Here is a 17710-nt window from a genome sequence, read left to right on the forward strand (position 1 = left end):
GGCAGATCGCTGCCCTTTCATGGGCTTCGCCGCAGTTCGGGCCCCGGCGAGGCCGAATGAGAGAGGTTTCGTCGCCGCATCAACATATGATGAGTTGGTGGGTGGCGCATGCACGCCCCGGTCCGAAGGAACGCACGGGCCGGCATGACCCAGTCTCGGCAACCGGCGTTAGGTATTGGTTTTTCAAGTGCAAGTAGTCAGCATCAGCAGCCTCAAAGGCGGTGTCGGCAAGACATCCGTGACAACCGGACTGGCGTCGGCCGCACTCGCAGCCGGCATTCCCACCCTCGTGGTCGATCTGGACCCGCACGCGGACGCCAGCACCGCCCTCGGGGTTCGGCCGGACGAGCAACTGGATATCGGCCGGATGCTCAAGTCCCCCCGACGGGCCCGTCTCGCCGAAAACGTCGTCCCCAGCGGCTGGCTCGAGCACAAGAGCGCCGGGGCATCCCACGGCACCTCCCCCGACGAGACGGCAGCCTCCTCCGTGCTGGACGTGGCCCTCGGTTCCGCGTACACCGGTATCTACGACCGGCCCGACCTCGGCCGCCGCGACCTGCGCCGGCTCTCCGCCGTGCTGGCAGGCGCCGGACACTACGAGCTCGTTCTGATCGATTGCCCGCCCTCGCTGAACGGCCTTACCCGGATGGCCTGGTCGGCCAGCGACAAGGTCGCCCTGGTGGCCGAGCCGGGCCTGTTCTCCGTCGCGGGCACCGAGCGCACCATGCGCGCCATCCAGCTGTTCCGGCAGGAGTTCGCGCCCGGGCTCTCGCCCGCCGGCATCGTGGCCAACCGGGTGCGCTCCGGATCCGCCGAGCACAGTTTCCGCCTGGCCGAGATGCAGTCCATGTTCGGCGAGCTGTTGCTCACCCCGCACATCCCGGAGCAGGCGAACTGGCAGCAAATCCAGGGCGCTGCCCACTCGGTCCATCACTGGCCCGGGGACTCCGCCAAGAACGCCGCGGCGTTGTTCGACAGCCTGCTGGCCAACCTGATGGGAACCGGCGCCACCGGGGAGCTCGCAGCCGCCGGCATGGTCCGAAACCGCGGCCAGCGGTAGCCCGGCCCGGCCGCCGGCGCCGGCTCCCGGGACCGGACCGGACCCGACCCGCGAACTTGCCAGACAAAGAAGCGCGGGGCCACGATGTGGCCCGGCATGTTCGCTCGGGAGGGCCGCCAGGCTTCCTTCCACTTCGCGCCAGACCCGGCCGACGGCGATGCCGAAGACGCCCTGTCCGCCCTGGACCAGGTCGATGACTTCGTCGGCCGAGGTGCACTCGTAGACGCTGGCGCCGTCGCTCATGAGCGTGATCTGTGCCAGGTCCTCGACCCCTCGTTCGCGAAGGTGTTCAACGGCCGTACGGATCTGCTGCAGCGAGACACCCGTATCGAGGAGCCGCTTGACGACTTTGAGGACAAGGATGTCGCGGAAACCGTAGAGACGCTGCGAACCGGAGCCGGCCGCACCGCGCACGGCGGGTTCGACGAGTCCGGTGCGGGCCCAGTAGTCCAGCTGGCGGTAGGTGATTCCGGCCGCCTTGCACGCCGTGGGGCCGCGGTAGCCCGCGTCTTCGTCCAGGACGGGAAGATCCTCGGTGAACAGCAGGCCCTGGGCACCACTCGCGGGCACAGCTACGCCTGCCGTCGAGGCCTGCTTAAGCTCGCCTGCTTCGCCTTTCGGACTCACGTGGATCCTCCTTGTCATGAGCTCCCGCGGGAACTTGCAGCAACAACGCGGTGTCCGGGAGCGGCGCCGGACCGAAGGGCCACGAAAATCATCCGTGTAGTTTCGGCTCCGGCTGCTTTGTCCAGTGTGACTTGCGCGGCTGTTGTATGCAATGGGAACTTGTACCTCCGACGTTAGGCCCGCCGGGGCCCAAGGTCAAAGACGTTGGGGGTATTGCCGGGGCGTGTCGAAACTTTCGACCTCGACTTTAAGCTTTGACCCGGCTCAGCCGGCGAAATCCTCTGGTTCGACGTCGTCCAGGAACTCGCGGAAGCGGCGCAGCTCCCCCTCTTCGTCGACGGCGGGACCGGGCTGGGCCTCCTCGCCGTCGTCGTGCTCGGTGATGCGCACCCCGGCTTCTTCCATCACGGAGTCCGCGCACCAGATCCGGCACTTGGCCCGCAGGGCCAGGGCCAGGGCGTCCGAGGCCCTCGAGCTCACGGTGGTGCCGTCTTCGAACTGGAGTTGGCCATAGAAGATGTTGTCCTCGACCGCCACGATATTGACGCTGACGATCGTGTGGCCGAGCGCCTCGACGACGTCCACGAGCAGGTCGTGCGTCATTGGCCGCGGCGGGACGACGCCCTGCTGGGCCAGGGCGATGGCGCTGGCCTCCGGGGTGCCGATCCAGATGGGGACGTGGCGCTCCCCGTGCATCTCCTTGAGAAGCACCAGCGGCTGGTTCGACGGAAGTTCAATCCGTACGCCTACGATTTCCACCTCAATCATCAGATGTCCATCCTCGAGATGCGGTCCTGGACCAGGGCCCGGTGCAGCGAGAGGCACAGTTCGCTGATTTCCCGGGCGGCCTCGGCGGCACGGGCGTGCGATGCGGCATCCTTGCGCGAGGTCAGGGTTGCAACCGCGCGTTCCACCAGCCCGAATTCGCGGTCGGCGGCGGCCTGGAACGGGCGCAGGTGGCGGGGTTCGAGGCCATGCCCCTCCAGCTGCACGCATGCGCGGGCAACCTGCAGGGCGTGTTCATCGAACTTGCCGTTGACGTGGCCGATCAGCCCGAAGCTGAGCAGCGACTCCAGCAGCGGCACGCTGGCCCCGGACTCCGTGCGGAGCTGTTCCTCGCTGAGCAGGCGCACCCGGTGGTTCAGTTCCGCGGCGAGTTGCTCGGAGACGATCCGCGGCGAGACCGTGACGCCGGGCGGCAGGTTGTCCGGGCGTTCGCCGCGGTCGATCGCGTCCAGGTAGTCCTTGATCACCTTCAGCGGCAGGTACTGGTCCCGCTGCAGGGCCAGCACGAAGCGCAGGCGTTCGACGTCGCCCTCCGAGTACTGCCGGTAGCCCGCCGGTGTCCGCTGCGGGTTGATGAGCCCCTTTTCCTCAAGGAACCGGATTTTCGACGCGGTCATATTGGGGAAGTCATCGCTCAGTTGAGCCAGGACCTCCCCGATGTTCAGGACCTGGGGTCCGCGCCGTTCGGCTTGTGCCATGGCCACAGGCAACTACCCCGGGATCAGACGTTGCCTGAGGTACGGGCAGGGCTGAGGTAGAAGGTGAGCCGGAACTTGCCGATCTGCACCTCGTTACCGGACTTCAGCTCCACGCTGTCGACACGGTCGTGGTTGACATAGGTGCCGTTCAGGCTGCCGGTGTCCACGACCTCGAAGCTGCGGGCCGTGCGGCGGAACTCGACGTGGCGGCGCGAGACCGTGACGTCGTCGAGGAAGATGTCGGCGTCCGGGTGCCGTCCCGCCGTCGTGACGTCCGAGTCGAGCAGGAAACGGGCGCCGGCGTTCGGACCGCTGTGCGCCACCAGCAGGGCGGAGCCCGCCGGGAGCGACTCGATGGCCGTGCGTTCCTCGACCGAAACCTTCGGAGTGAGCGTGGGCTCATCGCGGATAGGAGTGAGATGGATGGATGTGGTCTCCGAGGCTTTCACTCCACCCGTGCCGTATTCACCGGTGTCGTTCTGTCCGTGCCCAACCATTGAGTCCTCCTCATTCGTTGCAGGTGTCCCCCCTGCAAACAACGCATGCCGTCCGGAAAAGCCTGGCAGATCCGGTAGTCAGTCCCCCCGGCCGGCCACTTAGGCGCACAATTGTTGTGTCCAACAATCGGTGTGTCCAGTAACACGGCCCGGAGACCTTCCCATTAGCCTACCTGTTGTTCGTACTCCGACGCACTGAGCAACGACTCCACGGCGTCGGCCTCGGCGAGCTTGATTTCGATCAGCCAGCCCTCGCCGTAGGGATCGGAATTGATCAGGGCGGAATCGGTGTCCAATGCCTCGTTGCGGGCCACCACTTCGCCGCTGACCGGGGCGTAGATATCGCTGACACTCTTGGTGGATTCGACCTCACCGACGACGTCGTTCGCCTTGATGTCGGTGCCGACCTCCGGCATCTGGGCGTAGACGACGTCCCCGAGCGCGTCCTGGGCAAAATCCGTGATCCCCACGCGGACGACTCCGTCGGCGTTCGGGGCGGAGACCCATTCGTGTTCCGCGGTGTAGGACAGCTCTTCGGGAATGATGCTCATGGCGGGCCTTTCGTCGGGTCTATCACCAAGGTCGACGGCGGCCGATCGAACGGGCCGCCGCTGAAAGTATAGGCATATCCGGCCGGACCCGGGGAGGACTCTGGCATGATGGGCCCATGCCAGCACCCGCACCCGTTCCGGCCGGATTTGCCCATGCCTGAGCTACCGGAAGTAGCGGCACTCGCGGACTTCCTGGACACCCGCCTGCGCGGCGCCGTGCTCAGCAAAGTCCAGATCGTCTCGTTCGCGGTGCTGAAGACGGCGGATCCTCCCATCTCGGAATTGGAAGGCCGGACCGTGACGGGGGTGGGCCGGCACGGCAAGTTCGTGGACATCGAAGCCGACGGGCTGCACCTTGTCTTTCACCTGGCCCGGGCCGGGTGGGTGCGGTTCACCGACGCCCCCACCGGCGCGGTGCTGAAGATGGGCAGCGGGCACATCGCGGCACGGCTGTCGTTTTCCAGCCCGGCCGGACCGCTGGACCTGGACCTGACCGAGGCGGGCACGAAGAAGAGCCTGGCGGTGTACCTGGTGCGGAACCCGTCCGATGTGCCGGGAGTCGCGGCACTCGGACCGGATCCGTTCGGCGCCGGGTTCGACGTCGAGGCCCTGGCCGGAATCCTCGCGGCCAGCAACCAGCAGGTCAAGGGGGTGCTGCGCAGCCAGGGTGTCATTGCCGGCATCGGGAACGCCTACAGCGACGAGATCCTGCACGCGGCAAGGATGTCCCCGTTCGCGATCGCCAAGTCCTTGGACCGGGCGGCGGTGGAGCGGTTGTACGAGGCGATCCACGAGATTCTGGGGACGGCGGTGGCGGAGGCCCTGGGGAAGCCGCCAAGTGAGCTCAAAGACGCGAAGCGAAGCCACATGCGGGTGCACGGCCGGGCCGGAGAGGCATGCCCGGTCTGCGGTGACACGGTGCGCGAAGTCTCCTTTGCCGACACCGCCCTGCAGTACTGCCCGAGCTGCCAGACGAAGGGCAAGATCCTGGCGGACCGCCGGACATCACGCTTCTTGAAGTAGGCGCCCCGAAGTCGGGTTAAACAGAAAACCCCGCCATTCCGTTGCCGGAATGGCGGGGTACTTTCTGTTGGTCGGGCTGACAGGATTTGAACCTGCGACCCCTTGACCCCCAGTCAAGTGCGCTACCAAGCTGCGCTACAGCCCGCTGGTTCCGCCGTTCTCCGCTCACGATGCTTCATTTGGAAATCCAAAAGAATTCATCTGAGCAGTCCGGCCGAACCACCTCCAAAAGCTTACACGATTCCGGAGGGTGCCCGTGACACTTTGACCATGTCACGGGAACTTTTCCCCGCGGGTGCGTCCGGAATTAGCGCTTCTTGCCGCGCTTTTCCCGCACCCGCATGTTGACCTCGATCGGCGTGCCCTCGAAACCGAAGGTCTCGCGGAGCCGGCGCGTGATGAACCGGCGGTAGCCGGGGTCCAGGAAACCGGTGGTGAAGAGCACGAACTTCGGCGGACGGCTCGAGGCCTGGGTGCCGAAGAGGATGCGCGGCTGCTTGCCGCCGCGGACCGGGTGCGGGTGCGCCGCGACCAGCTCGCCGAGGAACGCGTTCAGGCGTCCGGTGGGGATGCGCTTGTCCCAGCTCTCCAGCGCGGTGTCCAGGGCCGGAACCAGCCGGTCCTTGTGCCAGCCGGTCTTGGCCGAGATGTTTACCCGCGGGGCCCATGCCACGTGGGCGAGATCCTGTTCGATCTCGCGTTCCAGGTAGGTGCGGCGTTCGTCGTCGAGCAGGTCCCATTTATTGAACGCGAGCACCAGCGCACGGCCGGACTCGATCGCGAGCTGCAGGATGCGCACGTCCTGCTCGCTGAGCACTTCGTCCACGGCGAGGAGCACGACGGCGACCTCCGCCTTTTCGAGGGCACTCTGGGTCCGGAGCGAGGCGTAGAAGTCCGCGCCCTGGGCCATGTGCTGGCGGCGGCGGATGCCGGCCGTATCGACGAAGCGCCAGGTGCGGCCGCCGAGCTCGATGAACTCGTCGACCGGGTCGCGGGTGGTGCCTGCGGTGTTGTCAACGACGACGCGCTCGGAGCCAGCCAGCTTGTTCAGCAGCGAGGACTTGCCGACGTTCGGCCGGCCGATCAGGGCGATGCGGCGTGGACCGCCGCTGCGCTCCAGGCCTTCGATGGTGGAGAACTCCGGCAGGGTGTCCATCACATGGTCGAGCAGGTCGGCGACGCCGCGGCCGTGCAGTGCGGACACCGGGTACGGCTCGCCGAAGCCGAGGCCCCAGAGCGCGGCCGAGTCGGCTTCCTGGGCGAAATCGTCAACCTTGTTGGCCACCATGATGACCGGCTTCTTGGACTTGCGCAGCATCTTCATGACGCCCTCATCCGTGGCGGTCGCGCCGACGGCGGAGTCCACCACGAACAGGACGGCGTCGGCGAGCTCCACAGCCATCTCGGCCTGCTCGGCGACGCGGGCGTGGATGCCGCGGGCGTCGTGCTCCCAGCCGCCCGTGTCGACGACCGTGAAGTTCCGGCCGTTCCAGTGGGCGGAGTACATCACACGGTCACGGGTGACGCCGGGGGTGTCTTCCACCACGGCTTCGCGGCGGCCCAGGATGCGGTTGACCAGGGTGGACTTGCCGACGTTCGGGCGGCCGATGATGGCCAGGACCGGGTCAAGCTTGACCGGGCCGTCGAAGTCCTCGTCCTCGTAGCGCCCGCTCAGCAGGGCGGCGTCTTCCTCGTCCAGCTCGTAGTCGTCCAGGCCGGCCCGGAGCGAAGCCGCGCGCAGCTCGGCTTCCTCGTCGTCCAGGGCAGCGAGGTTCTCCGCCACCTGGTCCGTGCCGGTGGGCGTGTATTCGTCTTCGCCGGCGCCAAAATGGCCGGGGGTTTGAGTCGTATCGCTCATTGCACTTTCCTTAGGTGGTGATCTGCCGGCGTCGCGGCTACTGCTGTCTGTGGTTCTTGCGGGGAATCCGCCCCGGGCAGTCGCTGCCCGCTACTTTGAATTGTGTCCTGGACATGGCGCGCCAGTGCGGCGCGGATCTCGGTTCCCACCCTGTCCATTGAAGCACGCCCGGTCTCGCCGGGCCTCCGGCTGACGGTAAGGGCGCCGCCGAAGCTGACGTGCAAGCGCCGGCCCGGCCGGGGAACCGCGTTGAGGTGCTCGCCGCTGACCCTGGTGCCGAGGATAGCCACCGGGATCACGGTGGCCGCCGAGTTCAGCGCCAGCCAGGCCACGCCGTTGTTGATGGCGGCGGCCTCCCCGCTCCCCCGGGTGCCTTCGGGCAGGATCCCGACGCACCGTCCGGCGTCGAGCAAGCCCTTGGCCCGCTCCAGCGCTGTCCGGTCCCCCGAACGGTCCACCGGCAGCTGGCCTGACGCCTTGAGGACCAGACCCAGGAAGCCTTTGAACATCTCCTGCTTAACGAAGATGTGCATCGGCCGGGGCGCCGCGCCGAACATGACCGGGCCGTCCAGGAAACTGATGTGGTTGCCGGCAAAGATCACCGGGCCCGCGGCCGGTACGTTGGCCCGGCCCCTGACCGCGGTCCGGTACACCAGGTGGTCGAGCAACCAGCCGACCGGACGGCTCCACGCCATGGTTCCGAAGAAGTACCAGCGGGCAGGATGCTTCGCCCCGGCCGCGGTCTCAGTCACGATTGATGGCCGTGTGGTCGATGATCCGCTGCACGATCCCGAGGGCCGCGTCGACGGTCTGGGCGAAATCCAGGTCCGAGGAATCCAGCGTCACCACGCCGTCGGCGGCCTGGGTGAAGTTCACCACGGTGGAGTCCTTCGCGTCCCGCGCCGTGACCTGCGCCGCGAGCTGCTCGGCGTTCTGGCTCCCGCCGAGCTGGATGCCGCGGCGGCGAAGCCGGGCCTCCTCGCTGGCGGTGAGCAGCATGCGCACCTCGGCGTGGGGCGCGACAACGGTGGTGATGTCGCGGCCCTCCACCACCATGCGGCGGTGGTGCTTCTCGATCAGCTCGCGTTGCCGGCGGATCAGTTCGGTCCGCGCCCCGAGCGTGGTGGCAACGGCGCTGACCGCCGCGGAGATGGCCGGCTCGCGGATGGCATCGGTGATGTCGACACCCGCGACGCGGACGTACTCTTCCTGCGGGCTTGTGCTGATTTCCAGCTGGAGGCCCTCGGCGGCGGCTTCAATGGCTTCACCGTCGGCAAGGTCCGTGCCGCTGTCGAGGCAGAACCAGGTCAGCGCCCGGTACATGGCGCCGGTGTCGAGGTAGGCCAGCCGGAGTCGGCGGGCCACTTCTTTGCTGACGCTGGATTTGCCGGAGCCGGAGGGGCCGTCGATAGCGACGACGAGGCTCTTGCCGGGGCGGACGACGTCCACCGTTTCAATAAGTTCCTGGGTCATTACTGGAGTACCCGCCATCCACGGTCGTTGAGGGCTTCGATGAGCAGCTCATGCTTGTTTGGCAGCACGGAGATTTCCACCATGCCTACATTCTGTCCTGAAGAGTGGTCCAGGCGGAGATCCTCGAGGTTGACGCCGATCTCGCCGATTTCGGTCAGGAGCCGCGCGATCTGGCCGGGCGTGTCGTCCACCAGGACGGTCAGCCAGGAGTACGCCTGCGGCGGTCCGCCGTGCTTGCCCGGGATCCGGGCCTGGCCCGCGTTGCCCTCGCTGATCAGCTGGGCAAGGTCCAGCCTGGCACCGGGCGCCGTCGGATCCTCAAGGGTTCCGATCAAGCGGTTCAGGTCCTCGCGGACACCGTGCAGGATTTCCACGACCTTGCCCGCGTTGGCGCCGAGGATCTGCACCCAGAGCGTGGGGTCGCTCGCGGCGATCCTGGTGACGTCGCGAAGCCCGTTGCCGGCCAGCGAGAGCGCGTGCAGCGGGGTTCCCTGCAGCCTGCTGGCCACGAGCGAGGACATCACCTGGGGCAGGTGCGAGACCAGCGCCACGGCTTCGTCGTGTTCCTCGGCGCCGAATTCGGAGACGATCGCGCCCAGGTCGCCGGCCAGCGCACGCGCCGCCTGCAGGGCCTCGGGCCGGGTTTCCGGCGTCGGGCAGAGCACCCACGGCATCGAGGTGAACAATTCCCCGCGGGCGGCAACCGGGCCGGACTTCTCCCGTCCCGCCATCGGGTGCGTGCCAACGTAGCGGCCCAGGTCGGCACCCCGGTTGCGCAGCTCGGCCAGGATGCCGGCTTTGACACTGGCAATGTCCACGACGACGGCCTGCGGGTAGTCCGCGAGGGCGCGGGCGACGACGTCGGCGGTCACGTCCGGCGGCGCGGCCACCACGACGAGTTCCGGCGCCTCGCCGTCCAGGCGCGCCAAGGGAAGGCCGGCGCCGATGTCGACGGCGACGGCCTGGTTGGTGGGAGAGGGGTCGGAGAGGAAGACGGCGACGCCGCGGCCCCGGAGCCCCAGCCCGATGCTGGTGCCCAGCAGCCCGGTCCCCACGACCACGACCGGCCCGTTCAGGTGGCCGCGGCCGTGGGTACGAAATGCGGACATGCTTTACAGCCCCACGGACGCCAGCAGGTGGCCGACTTCCTGCTTGCCGAGGTTGCGGATGCTGCCCTGGCGCTGGTCGCCCAGGCCGATGGGACCGACCTTGACGCGGACCAGGCGCAGCACCGGGAAACCGACGGCGTCGAAGAGGCGCCGCACGATGCGGTTCTTGCCCGAGTGCAGCACAACCTCGATCAGCACGTGGCCCGGGGTTGAGTCGACGAGCTTGAAGGAGTCCACGGAGGCGATGCCGTCTTCGAGCTCGACGCCGGCCTTGAGCTGCGCGCCGACGCCTTGCGGGAACGGTCCGCGGACCTGGACGAGGTACGTCTTGGGCACCTCGTAGGACGGGTGCGTCAGGCGGTTGGCGAGTTCGCCGTCGTTGGTCAGCAGCAGCAGGCCCTCGGTGGCGACGTCGAGCCGGCCGACGTGGAAGAGGCGTTCGCCGTGGTGGTTGCGGACAAAGTCGCTGATGCACGGGCGGCCGTCCGGGTCCTCCATCGTGGAGACGACACCCTTGGGCTTGTTGAACACCATGTAAACCATGTTCTCGTCCAGCTGGATCCGCAGGCCGTCCACGTGGATCACGGAGGTCTTCGGGTCGACGCGCACGCCGAGCTCCGTAACGACCTGGCCGTCGACCTCGACGCGGCCTTCGGCGATCATTTCCTCGCAGACGCGCCGGGAAGCGACGCCGGCGGAGGCCATGACCTTCTGCAGGCGGATGCCGTCGGCGTCGTGCAGCTCCGACTGGGGCACGTCCTGGCGCGGGCCGCGCTTGCGGCCCGGCTTGCGGACCGGCCCGAGGTTCTGGCCGAAGCGTTCGCTGCCGAACGCCCGCGAACCGGTGGCCTTGGCCGCGCCGGCACCGACGCGCGGCTTGGGCTTGAGCGCGCCCGGAGTGCCGGGGACCTTGCCGGCGCCGGGCTTGCGGGCGGCCGGCTTGCGGGCCGCAGGCTTGCGCGCGTCGGACCGGCTGCTGTTCCGGTCCCCCGACTCCGACGCTCCGCCGCCCGGGTTCAGATCCGGGTCGATGAAAGCCTCTTCGCGCGGCTTGGGGCGCTTGAACGGGCGGTCGCCGCCGCCCTTGGGAAAGTCGCGCTGGCCTCGGCCGGCGCCGCCCGCACCCTGGGTGCGTGCTGATTGGTGTCCGGCGCTGGTGCGTCCCGAACCGTTACGTGGTGAACCCTGGCGTCCCGCCTGTGTCATGACCCGTCCTTCGTTTGGTGGCCCGCGGCGGCCGCCTCACGGCTGCCCCCACCGGCCGGGCAGATGCTTCTGCCCTAGTGGTTACTTGTTACCCAGGCAGCGTTCCTGCCTACATTCTTCCTGCGTCGTAATACTCTGCTATGCCTTCAAGCCCTGGAAGGTGGGGTGAAAGCTGAGGCAACTCAGCCACCGAGCCGATTCCCATACGTTCGAGGAAATACGACGTCGTGCGGTACAGGATGGCCCCGGACTCAGGATCATTTCCCGAATCCTCGATCAGTCCGCGCTGAGTCAGCGTCCGCACGACGGAGTCAACATTGACCCCTCGAATTGCAGACACCCGCGCCCTGGATACGGGCTGGCGGTAGGCGATGACGGCGAGCGTTTCGAGCGCCGCCTGCGTCAGCCTGGCTGTCTGGCCTTCCAGCACGAATCCGCCTACGACGTCGGCGAACTCAGCGCGGGAATAGATCCGCCAGCCTCCGGCGATATTCCGCAATTCAAAACCCCGGGGGGCGGTGCCGAAACCAGCAGAAGTTAAAGCAGTGCTGGCGTCGTCCACATCCGGGGCATTACCAGTATAGCCGTTATACTCCCGTTGCAGTTCCCCGAGCAGGCCCTCGACGACGTCGACCGTCAGGTCCAGACCGGTGGCCAGCTCCAGGGCAGTGGCCGGTTCGTCGATGACCATGAGGACGGCTTCCAGGGCGGCGCGGGCACCGCCGGGCAGCGCGGCCAGGTCCGGCAGCCCGGCCTCGCCGGTCTCGGCCGGGGCCGCGTCGGCTGAGGCTGCGTCGGCTGCGCCAGGGGTCGGTGCTTCGGTCACGGCTGTTCCTCGTATTCTTCGCTGAGTTTCTCGCTGCTCCAGTCCGGGTCCTCGGCTGTCCAGTGGACGGACAGCTCGCCGAGCGGCAGCAACTGGTCAAAGCCCACCGCCTTGTCCCGGAACATTTCCAGCAGCGCCAGGAACCGGGCCACCACCACGAGGGTGGATTCGGCGTCGGCGATCAGGGCCCGGAAGGTGAGCGCCTTGCCCAGCCGCAGCCGATGGCCGATGATCTCGGCCTGCTCCTTCACGCTGACCGGCGTGCCGTGCAGGTGGGCGAGCCCAACTTCGGTGGGAGCCGCTTCCTTGGGCTTCAGGGCCGCCTCGGCCAGGGCCGCGAAATCCTGCGGGGTGTGCTTCCAGACCAGTTCGGGCAACAGTGCGGCGAAGTGGCTTTCAAGCGCGACCTGCCTTGGGTAGCGGCGGCCCTCCAGCTCCAGCGTCGAGCCGATGAGCCCGGCAACCTGTTTGAAGGCCTTGTACTGGAGCAGCCGGGCGAACAGCAGGTCGCGGGCCTCGAGCAGCGCAATGTCCTCGTCGTCCTCGACCTCGCCCGCGGGCAGCAGCCGGGCCGCCTTCAGGTCCAGCAAGGTGGCGGCGATGACCAGGAATTCGCTGGCCTCATCCAGCGCCCAGTCCTCCCCCAGCTTTTGCAGTCCCTTGATGTACTTGATGAACTCGTCGGTGACCGTGGCCAGCGCCACCTCGGTGATGTCCATCTGGTGCTTGGAGATCAGGCCCAGGAGCAGGTCGAAGGGGCCGGTGAAGTTGGCCAGCCGGACCTCGAAGCCGGGTTTCTTCCCGGACGGTGACAGCTCTGCCGTCGGGGTGCCTGTCGCCGCCACGGACCTGGCTAGGGCGCGCCGCCGCGCGAAATCAGCTCTTTGGCCAGTCGGCGGTAGGCGTCGGCGCCGGCGTGGTTGCCGGCGTAGCTGGTGATGGGCTCGGCAGCCACGGTGGCGTCGGCGAACTTGATGGAGCGTTTGATGACGGTCTCGAAGACCTTGTCCCCGAAGGCCTCCACGAGCCGGGCGATGACCTCGCGGCCGTGCAGGGTGCGGGCGTCGTACATCGTGGCGAGGACGCCGTCGACCTGCAGTCGCGGGTTCAACCGGTCCTGGACCTTGTCGATCGTTTCGACCAGCAGCGCCACGGCACGCAGGGCAAAGAATTCACAGATCAGCGGGATGATGACGCCGTGCGCCGCGGTCAGCGCGTTGACGGTCAGCAGGCCGAGCGAGGGCTGGCAGTCGATCAGCACGACGTCGTAGTCGTCCTCGACCTTCTTCAGCGCCCGGTCCAGGACCTGCTCGCGGGCAACCTCGTTCACCAGCTGGACTTCCGCGGCGGAGAGGTCGATGTTGGCCGGCAGCAGGTCCACGTTCTCGACGCCGGTCTTCTGGATGGCGTCGCGGATGTCGACCTTGCGGTCCATCAGGACGTTGTAAACCGTCAGGTCCAGTTCGTGCGGGTTGGTGCCGAGGCCGGCGGAAAGTGCACCCTGCGGGTCGAAGTCGACCAGCAGTACGCGGCGGCCGTATTCGGCCAGGGCGGCGGCCAGGTTAATGGTGGACGTGGTCTTACCCACGCCGCCCTTCTGGTTGACCATGGCGATGACTCGGGCCGGGCCGTGGGAAGACAGCGGCGCAGGCTCGGGAAAATCGCGTTGGGGGCGCCCGGTGGGGCCCATGATGGCGTCTTCCAGGTCGAGTCCGGTGCCTTCCAGAGTGGCTGAACCCTGTTCGCTGCTCACGTATCTATCCACACTTTCGATGACGGTGATTTTCGTGCCCGATCCTGCCGGCTGCATTATTTTGCTGAAGGGCCTGTCTTGCTGGCCCGCCTGGTCTTGCTGGCTGCCGTCCGGCGCGGATCGTTATTCCTCCCAAGGTTACAGCCCCCGACACGGTATTCGACGGACCTTGACAGCCGCCGTTGCGCGCGCCTTGACCCTCTGGTAGAGGTCGAGACTTGCCCGGCAACTCGGCCGCGCCGCAGACAAAACCGCCCGGACGCGGGATGCGCGTCCGGGCGGTTTCACTGCATTCGGGCTGTTGCTCAGGCGTTGACCGGGACTGGCTGCGAAGCCTGGCCGGCCGGCTCCACGGCGGCCTCGCCGCCGGTGTGGCCGGCGATCATGGTCTGCTCGTTGAAGGGCTCGGCGCCGGAAAGGACACGCTCGACCTGTCCGCCGTCGATCTCCTTGACCCAGGTGCCGATCAGGACGGTCGCCACGGCGTTGCCGGTGAAGTTGGTCAGCGCACGGGCCTCGGACATGAAGCGGTCGATGCCGACGATCATGCCCACGCCGCCGAGCAGTTCCGGACGGTGGGCCTGCAGGCCTGCTGCCAGGGTGGCGAGGCCGGCGCCGGTGACGCCGGCCGCACCCTTGGAGGCGATGATCATGAAGACCAGCAGCGAGATCTGGGCGCCCAGGTCCAGCGGGGTGCCCATCGCGTTGGCGACGAACAGGGATGCCATGGTCAGGTAGATGGCCGTGCCGTCGAGGTTGAAGGAGTAGCCGGTCGGGACGGTGACGCCGACGACGGGCTTGGAGACGCCGAGGTGTTCCATCTTCGCGATCAGCCGGGGCAGCGCTGCTTCGGAGGAGGACGTGGAGAAGATCAGCAGGTATTCGCGGCCCAGGTACTTCATCAGCCGGAAGATGTTGACGCCCGAGACGACCTGGAGCAGGCCGCCCAGGATCACGACGATGAACACCGCGCAGGTGATGTAGAAGGCGACCATGAGGGTGGCCATGCTGATGATGGCCTGCACGCCGGTTGCGCCGACGACGGCGGCGATCGCACCGAACGCGCCGACCGGGGCGAGCCACATGACCATGATCAGGATGCGGAACACGAGGGCCTGACCGTGGCCGATGGCCTTCAGGATCGGGGTGCCCTGCGGGCCCATCTTCTGCAGCGCGAAGCCGACCAGGATGGCGGCGAGGAGCGTGGGCAGCACGGGGATGTCGCCCGGGATAATGCCGAGCAGGAAGTCGACGGTGCTGTCCGCGGCGGCCTTCTTGTTCGGATCGTAGGGTGCGAGCTTGAGGCCTTCACCCGGGTGGATCAGGTTGCCGACCACGAGGCCGATGGCCAAGGCGAAGGTCGACATGACGATGAAGTAGCCGAGGGCGAGGCCGCCGACCTTGCCGACCGTGGCGGCCTTGGCGATGGAGCCGATGCCCAGCACGATGGTGCAGAAAATGACGGGGGCGATCATCATCTTGATGAGCTTGATGAAGCCGTCGCCGAGCGGCTTGAGGGACTTGCCGACCTCGGGGAAGATCAAGCCGACCAGGGCGCCGAGGACGACGGCGACGATGACTGCGATGTAAAGGTAGTGGGACTTGTCCAGCCCCTTGCGCTTTTTGACCGGCGCCGCGGCCGGTGCCGCTGACTCTCCTCGTTGAGAGGCCATGGTGTTCTCCTTGGATAGGCTGGACTTCGATGCGGCTTGGGGTTCGCATCACGTCCGTTCTGCGTGTTCCTCCATCATTGAGGATGAAGTGACGCGCATCACCGTTGCGTTCATATTGGTCATGGAAGGTGCAGTTGATCCATCACTGGAGCATCGCCCGCAGGCTGTTCGTGGCCCATTTGCTGTTCATGCTGGCCCTGACCGCCGTCGTCGGCACGGCCACTTTTGTGGACGCCCGGGACCACGCCTACGAGGAGGCGGGCCGACGGATGGCCGGAATCGCCACTGCCGTGGCTGACAATCCCCTGGTCCTCCAGGCGGCGAGCGCCCCCGATCCTTCCGCGCGGCTCCAGCCCTACGCTCTGGAGGTGATGCGCGACGCCCGCGCGGACTTCATCACGATCATGGCGCCGGACCGGACCCGGTGGACCCATCCGCGCAATGAGGAGCTCGGCAAGCCGTACATCGGCTCGATTGACGCGGCCCTGCGAGGCGAGGTTTTTACCGAGATCATGGCCGGCACCCTGGGCCCGTCGGTGCGCACCATCGCCCCGGTCAAGGACGCGGACGGCAAGGTCCGGGCGCTGGTGGCTGCGGGAGTGACGGTGGGGACCGTGGATGTCGCGTTCTCCGGCCGCCTGCCTGCCCTCCTCGCCATCGCGGTGGCCCTGCTGCTCGGCGGTTCGGTGGCCTCCTGGGCGCTGGGGCGCTATCTTCGCCGGGTGACGCGCGGCTGGGGCCCGGAGCAGCTGGCGCAGCTGTTCGCCTACTACGAGTCGGTGCTCCACTCGGTCCGCGAGGGGGTGATCCTCGTTGACCCGAAGGGCAAGGTGGTGATGTACAACGACCAGGCGGCCACCCTGCTGGGCGTGCCGCCGCGCCCGGTCGACGGCGGGTCTTCCGGTGCCCGGGGCCCGGAAGCGCCGTCGCTGGCGGAACTGCCGCTCGCCCCGAGCCTCAAGGAACTCTTCGAATCCGGCCGGACCGCCAAAGACGAAATCCACCTGACCGGCCCGCGGGTGCTGGTGGTGAACCAGGGCCCGGCAATCGGCCCCCGCTCCCCCGCGGCCCGCCAGCGGAGCGCGGAGTCCGGCGGCCCGGTGTACGGCACGGTCGCCACCATCCGGGACCGCACCGAGATCGAGTCCCTCGGCAGCGAACTGGAAACCATGCGGACCCTCTCCGACGCCCTCCGCGCCCAAACCCATGAACACGCCAACCGGCTGCACACCATCGTGTCCCTGATGGAACTGGGCCGTGGCAACGAAGCCCTGGATTTCGCTACCAAGGACCTCGAACTGAGCCAGCGGCTGACCGACGACCTGGTCAGCTCCATCGAGGAACCGGTGCTCGGCGCCCTGGTCATGGGCAAAGCGGCCGAGGCACACGAACGCGGCGTCGAACTCATCCTGAGCACCGGCGGCTCCACGGCCGTGACCGGACTGGCCGTCCAGGACCTCGTGGCCATCCTTGGCAACCTGCTCGACAACGCGATCGACGCCGCGGCCGATGCGCCGCCGCCGCGCCTTGTGGAGCTGTCCGTCGCCTCCGAGGGCGGCGGACTGGAGATCACGGTGGAGGACAGCGGACCAGGAATCGATCCCGACGCCGTGGAGGATGTCTTCCGGCATGGCTTCAGCACCAAGGCCCCGGGCCGTTTTGGGCGCGGCCTCGGCCTGGCCCTGGTCCGTCAGGCGGTGCAGCGGCTGGGCGGTAGCATGACCATCACCAGTCCGGCCGGGGCACTGTTCCGTGTCACCCTGCCGGCGGTTCCGGTGACAGCGGCAGGCGCGGCGACAGGCGCCGGGGAAGAACCCGTCCGCACAGCAGAGGAACAGCAATGAGCGATATCCGCGTACTCGTCGTCGAGGACGAACCGATCGCCGCGGCCGCCCACGCCGCCTACATCGGCCGGCTGGACGGCTTCACCCTGGCAGGGTCCGCTCCGGACGGACAGTCCGCCCTGCGCCTGATGACGGATCTCTCCGCCGCCGGCCAGCCTGTGGAACTGGTCCTGCTGGACATGAACCTGCCGGACCTGCACGGTTTGGACATCGCCCGCCGGATGCGGGCCGCCGGCCTGTTTGCGGACATCATCGCGATCACGGCGGTGCGCGAGCTCAATATCGTCCGCAGCGCCGTGGCAACCGGCGTCGTGCAGTACCTGATCAAGCCCTTCACCTACGCCACGTTCGCGGACAAGCTGCGCAGCTACCGGCTGTTCCGCGACCAGCTGGCCTCCCCCGGCCCGGGCGGGGCCGGGGCCGGGGCCGGCGCCTCGCAGAGCGACGTGGACCAGGCCTTCGCCAGCCTGCGGGCGCCCTCCGAACTGCCGCTGCCCAAGGGCCTGTCCTCCTCCACGCTGGATTCCGTGCAGGACTTCATGAAGCTGCAGGCCGGCGCCGTGTCGGCCAGCGAGGTGATGGAAGCGCTGGGCATGTCCCGGGTGACGGCCCGCCGCTACCTCGAGTACCTCGCCGACGCCGGCACGGTCTCACGCGCCGCGCGCTACGGCGCCCCGGGCCGGCCGGAGAACGAATACCGCTGGAGCCGTCCCGCCTCCTAACCCC

The 17710-nt window shown here is 67.8% G+C and carries 17 protein-coding genes, 1 tRNA gene and 1 pseudogene; 4 read left to right on the forward strand and 15 right to left on the reverse strand.

Annotation, left to right across the window (positions count from 1 at the left end):
* Nucleotides 1-187 precede the first annotated feature (187 nt).
* Nucleotides 188-1060 (forward strand): ParA family protein, encoded by an 873-nt coding sequence (locus AC1DNC_RS16465; protein ID WP_476863605.1) that lies wholly within the window; start codon nucleotides 188-190, stop codon nucleotides 1058-1060.
* 75 nt (nucleotides 1061-1135) lie between these two features.
* Here the strand turns inward: AC1DNC_RS16465 and AC1DNC_RS16470 are convergent.
* From AC1DNC_RS16470 to gcvH, 5 genes and pseudogenes are all read right to left on the reverse strand, one after another.
* Nucleotides 1136-1687 (reverse strand): annotated as a pseudogene (locus tag AC1DNC_RS16470) (MerR family transcriptional regulator); the annotation flags it as partial.
* A gap of 264 nt (nucleotides 1688-1951) precedes the next feature.
* The gene (locus AC1DNC_RS16475; RefSeq protein WP_476863606.1) at nucleotides 1952-2455 is read right to left on the reverse strand and encodes a bifunctional nuclease family protein; all 504 of its coding nucleotides are present in this window, start codon (nucleotides 2453-2455) and stop codon (nucleotides 1952-1954) included.
* The gene (gene ftsR, locus AC1DNC_RS16480; protein ID WP_476863607.1) at nucleotides 2455-3171 is read right to left on the reverse strand and encodes a transcriptional regulator FtsR; all 717 of its coding nucleotides are present in this window, start codon (nucleotides 3169-3171) and stop codon (nucleotides 2455-2457) included. The genes AC1DNC_RS16475 and ftsR overlap by 1 nt, the downstream gene beginning before the upstream one ends.
* A gap of 23 nt (nucleotides 3172-3194) precedes the next feature.
* Nucleotides 3195-3668: an FHA domain-containing protein gene (locus tag AC1DNC_RS16485; protein WP_476863608.1), complete on the reverse strand. Its 474-nt coding sequence runs from the start codon at nucleotides 3666-3668 to the stop codon at nucleotides 3195-3197.
* A gap of 164 nt (nucleotides 3669-3832) precedes the next feature.
* Entirely contained in the window at nucleotides 3833-4219 is a 387-nt protein-coding gene (gcvH, locus tag AC1DNC_RS16490; protein WP_138769663.1) for a glycine cleavage system protein GcvH, read from the reverse strand.
* A gap of 153 nt (nucleotides 4220-4372) precedes the next feature.
* On the opposite strand from gcvH, the gene AC1DNC_RS16495 reads away from it, so the two are divergent.
* Entirely contained in the window at nucleotides 4373-5242 is an 870-nt protein-coding gene (locus AC1DNC_RS16495; RefSeq protein WP_476863609.1) for an Fpg/Nei family DNA glycosylase, read from the forward strand.
* Between the two features lie 68 nt (nucleotides 5243-5310).
* On the opposite strand, the gene AC1DNC_RS16500 is transcribed toward AC1DNC_RS16495, so the two are convergent.
* The 10 genes from AC1DNC_RS16500 to AC1DNC_RS16545 form a co-directional block, all read right to left on the reverse strand.
* Nucleotides 5311-5387, reverse strand: a tRNA-Pro gene (locus tag AC1DNC_RS16500).
* Nucleotides 5388-5549: 162 nt separating this feature from the next.
* On the reverse strand, nucleotides 5550-7100 hold the full coding sequence (gene der / locus AC1DNC_RS16505; RefSeq protein WP_346959094.1) for a ribosome biogenesis GTPase Der: 1551 nt from the start codon (nucleotides 7098-7100) through the stop codon (nucleotides 5550-5552).
* Nucleotides 7097-7795, reverse strand: coding sequence for a lysophospholipid acyltransferase family protein (locus AC1DNC_RS16510; RefSeq protein ID WP_476863641.1), 699 nt, complete (start codon nucleotides 7793-7795; stop codon nucleotides 7097-7099). The genes der and AC1DNC_RS16510 overlap by 4 nt, the downstream gene beginning before the upstream one ends.
* 49 nt (nucleotides 7796-7844) lie before the next feature.
* On the reverse strand, nucleotides 7845-8573 hold the full coding sequence (gene cmk, locus AC1DNC_RS16515; protein ID WP_476863610.1) for a (d)CMP kinase: 729 nt from the start codon (nucleotides 8571-8573) through the stop codon (nucleotides 7845-7847).
* On the reverse strand, nucleotides 8573-9682 hold the full coding sequence (locus tag AC1DNC_RS16520) for a prephenate dehydrogenase (protein WP_476863611.1): 1110 nt from the start codon (nucleotides 9680-9682) through the stop codon (nucleotides 8573-8575). Before AC1DNC_RS16520 ends, cmk begins: the two co-directional genes overlap by 1 nt.
* A 3-nt stretch (nucleotides 9683-9685) precedes the next feature.
* On the reverse strand, nucleotides 9686-10888 hold the full coding sequence (locus AC1DNC_RS16525; RefSeq protein ID WP_476863612.1) for a pseudouridine synthase: 1203 nt from the start codon (nucleotides 10886-10888) through the stop codon (nucleotides 9686-9688).
* Nucleotides 10889-10997: 109 nt separating this feature from the next.
* Entirely contained in the window at nucleotides 10998-11636 is a 639-nt protein-coding gene (gene scpB, locus AC1DNC_RS16530; RefSeq protein ID WP_476863642.1) for an SMC-Scp complex subunit ScpB, read from the reverse strand.
* 74 nt (nucleotides 11637-11710) lie between these two features.
* A complete protein-coding gene (locus AC1DNC_RS16535; RefSeq protein ID WP_476863613.1) occupies nucleotides 11711-12559 on the reverse strand; it encodes a segregation and condensation protein A in 849 nt (282 codons plus the stop codon).
* 8 nt (nucleotides 12560-12567) lie between these two features.
* On the reverse strand, nucleotides 12568-13467 hold the full coding sequence (locus tag AC1DNC_RS16540; protein ID WP_175321568.1) for a ParA family protein: 900 nt from the start codon (nucleotides 13465-13467) through the stop codon (nucleotides 12568-12570).
* 305 nt (nucleotides 13468-13772) lie between these two features.
* Nucleotides 13773-15140, reverse strand: coding sequence for a cation:dicarboxylate symporter family transporter (locus AC1DNC_RS16545; protein WP_476863614.1), 1368 nt, complete (start codon nucleotides 15138-15140; stop codon nucleotides 13773-13775).
* Between the two features lie 134 nt (nucleotides 15141-15274).
* Here AC1DNC_RS16545 and AC1DNC_RS16550 point away from each other — a divergent pair, with 134 nt between their 5' ends.
* Nucleotides 15275-16984, forward strand: a complete 1710-nt coding sequence (locus AC1DNC_RS16550) for a sensor histidine kinase (protein ID WP_476863615.1) — start codon at nucleotides 15275-15277, stop codon at nucleotides 16982-16984.
* Complete coding sequence (locus tag AC1DNC_RS16555; RefSeq protein ID WP_476863616.1) at nucleotides 16981-17706, forward strand: response regulator; 726 nt, start codon at nucleotides 16981-16983, stop codon at nucleotides 17704-17706. The genes AC1DNC_RS16550 and AC1DNC_RS16555 overlap by 4 nt, the downstream gene beginning before the upstream one ends.
* Nucleotides 17707-17710 lie beyond the last annotated feature (4 nt).

It is taken from the genome of Arthrobacter sp. 01N442 (assembly GCF_056399345.1).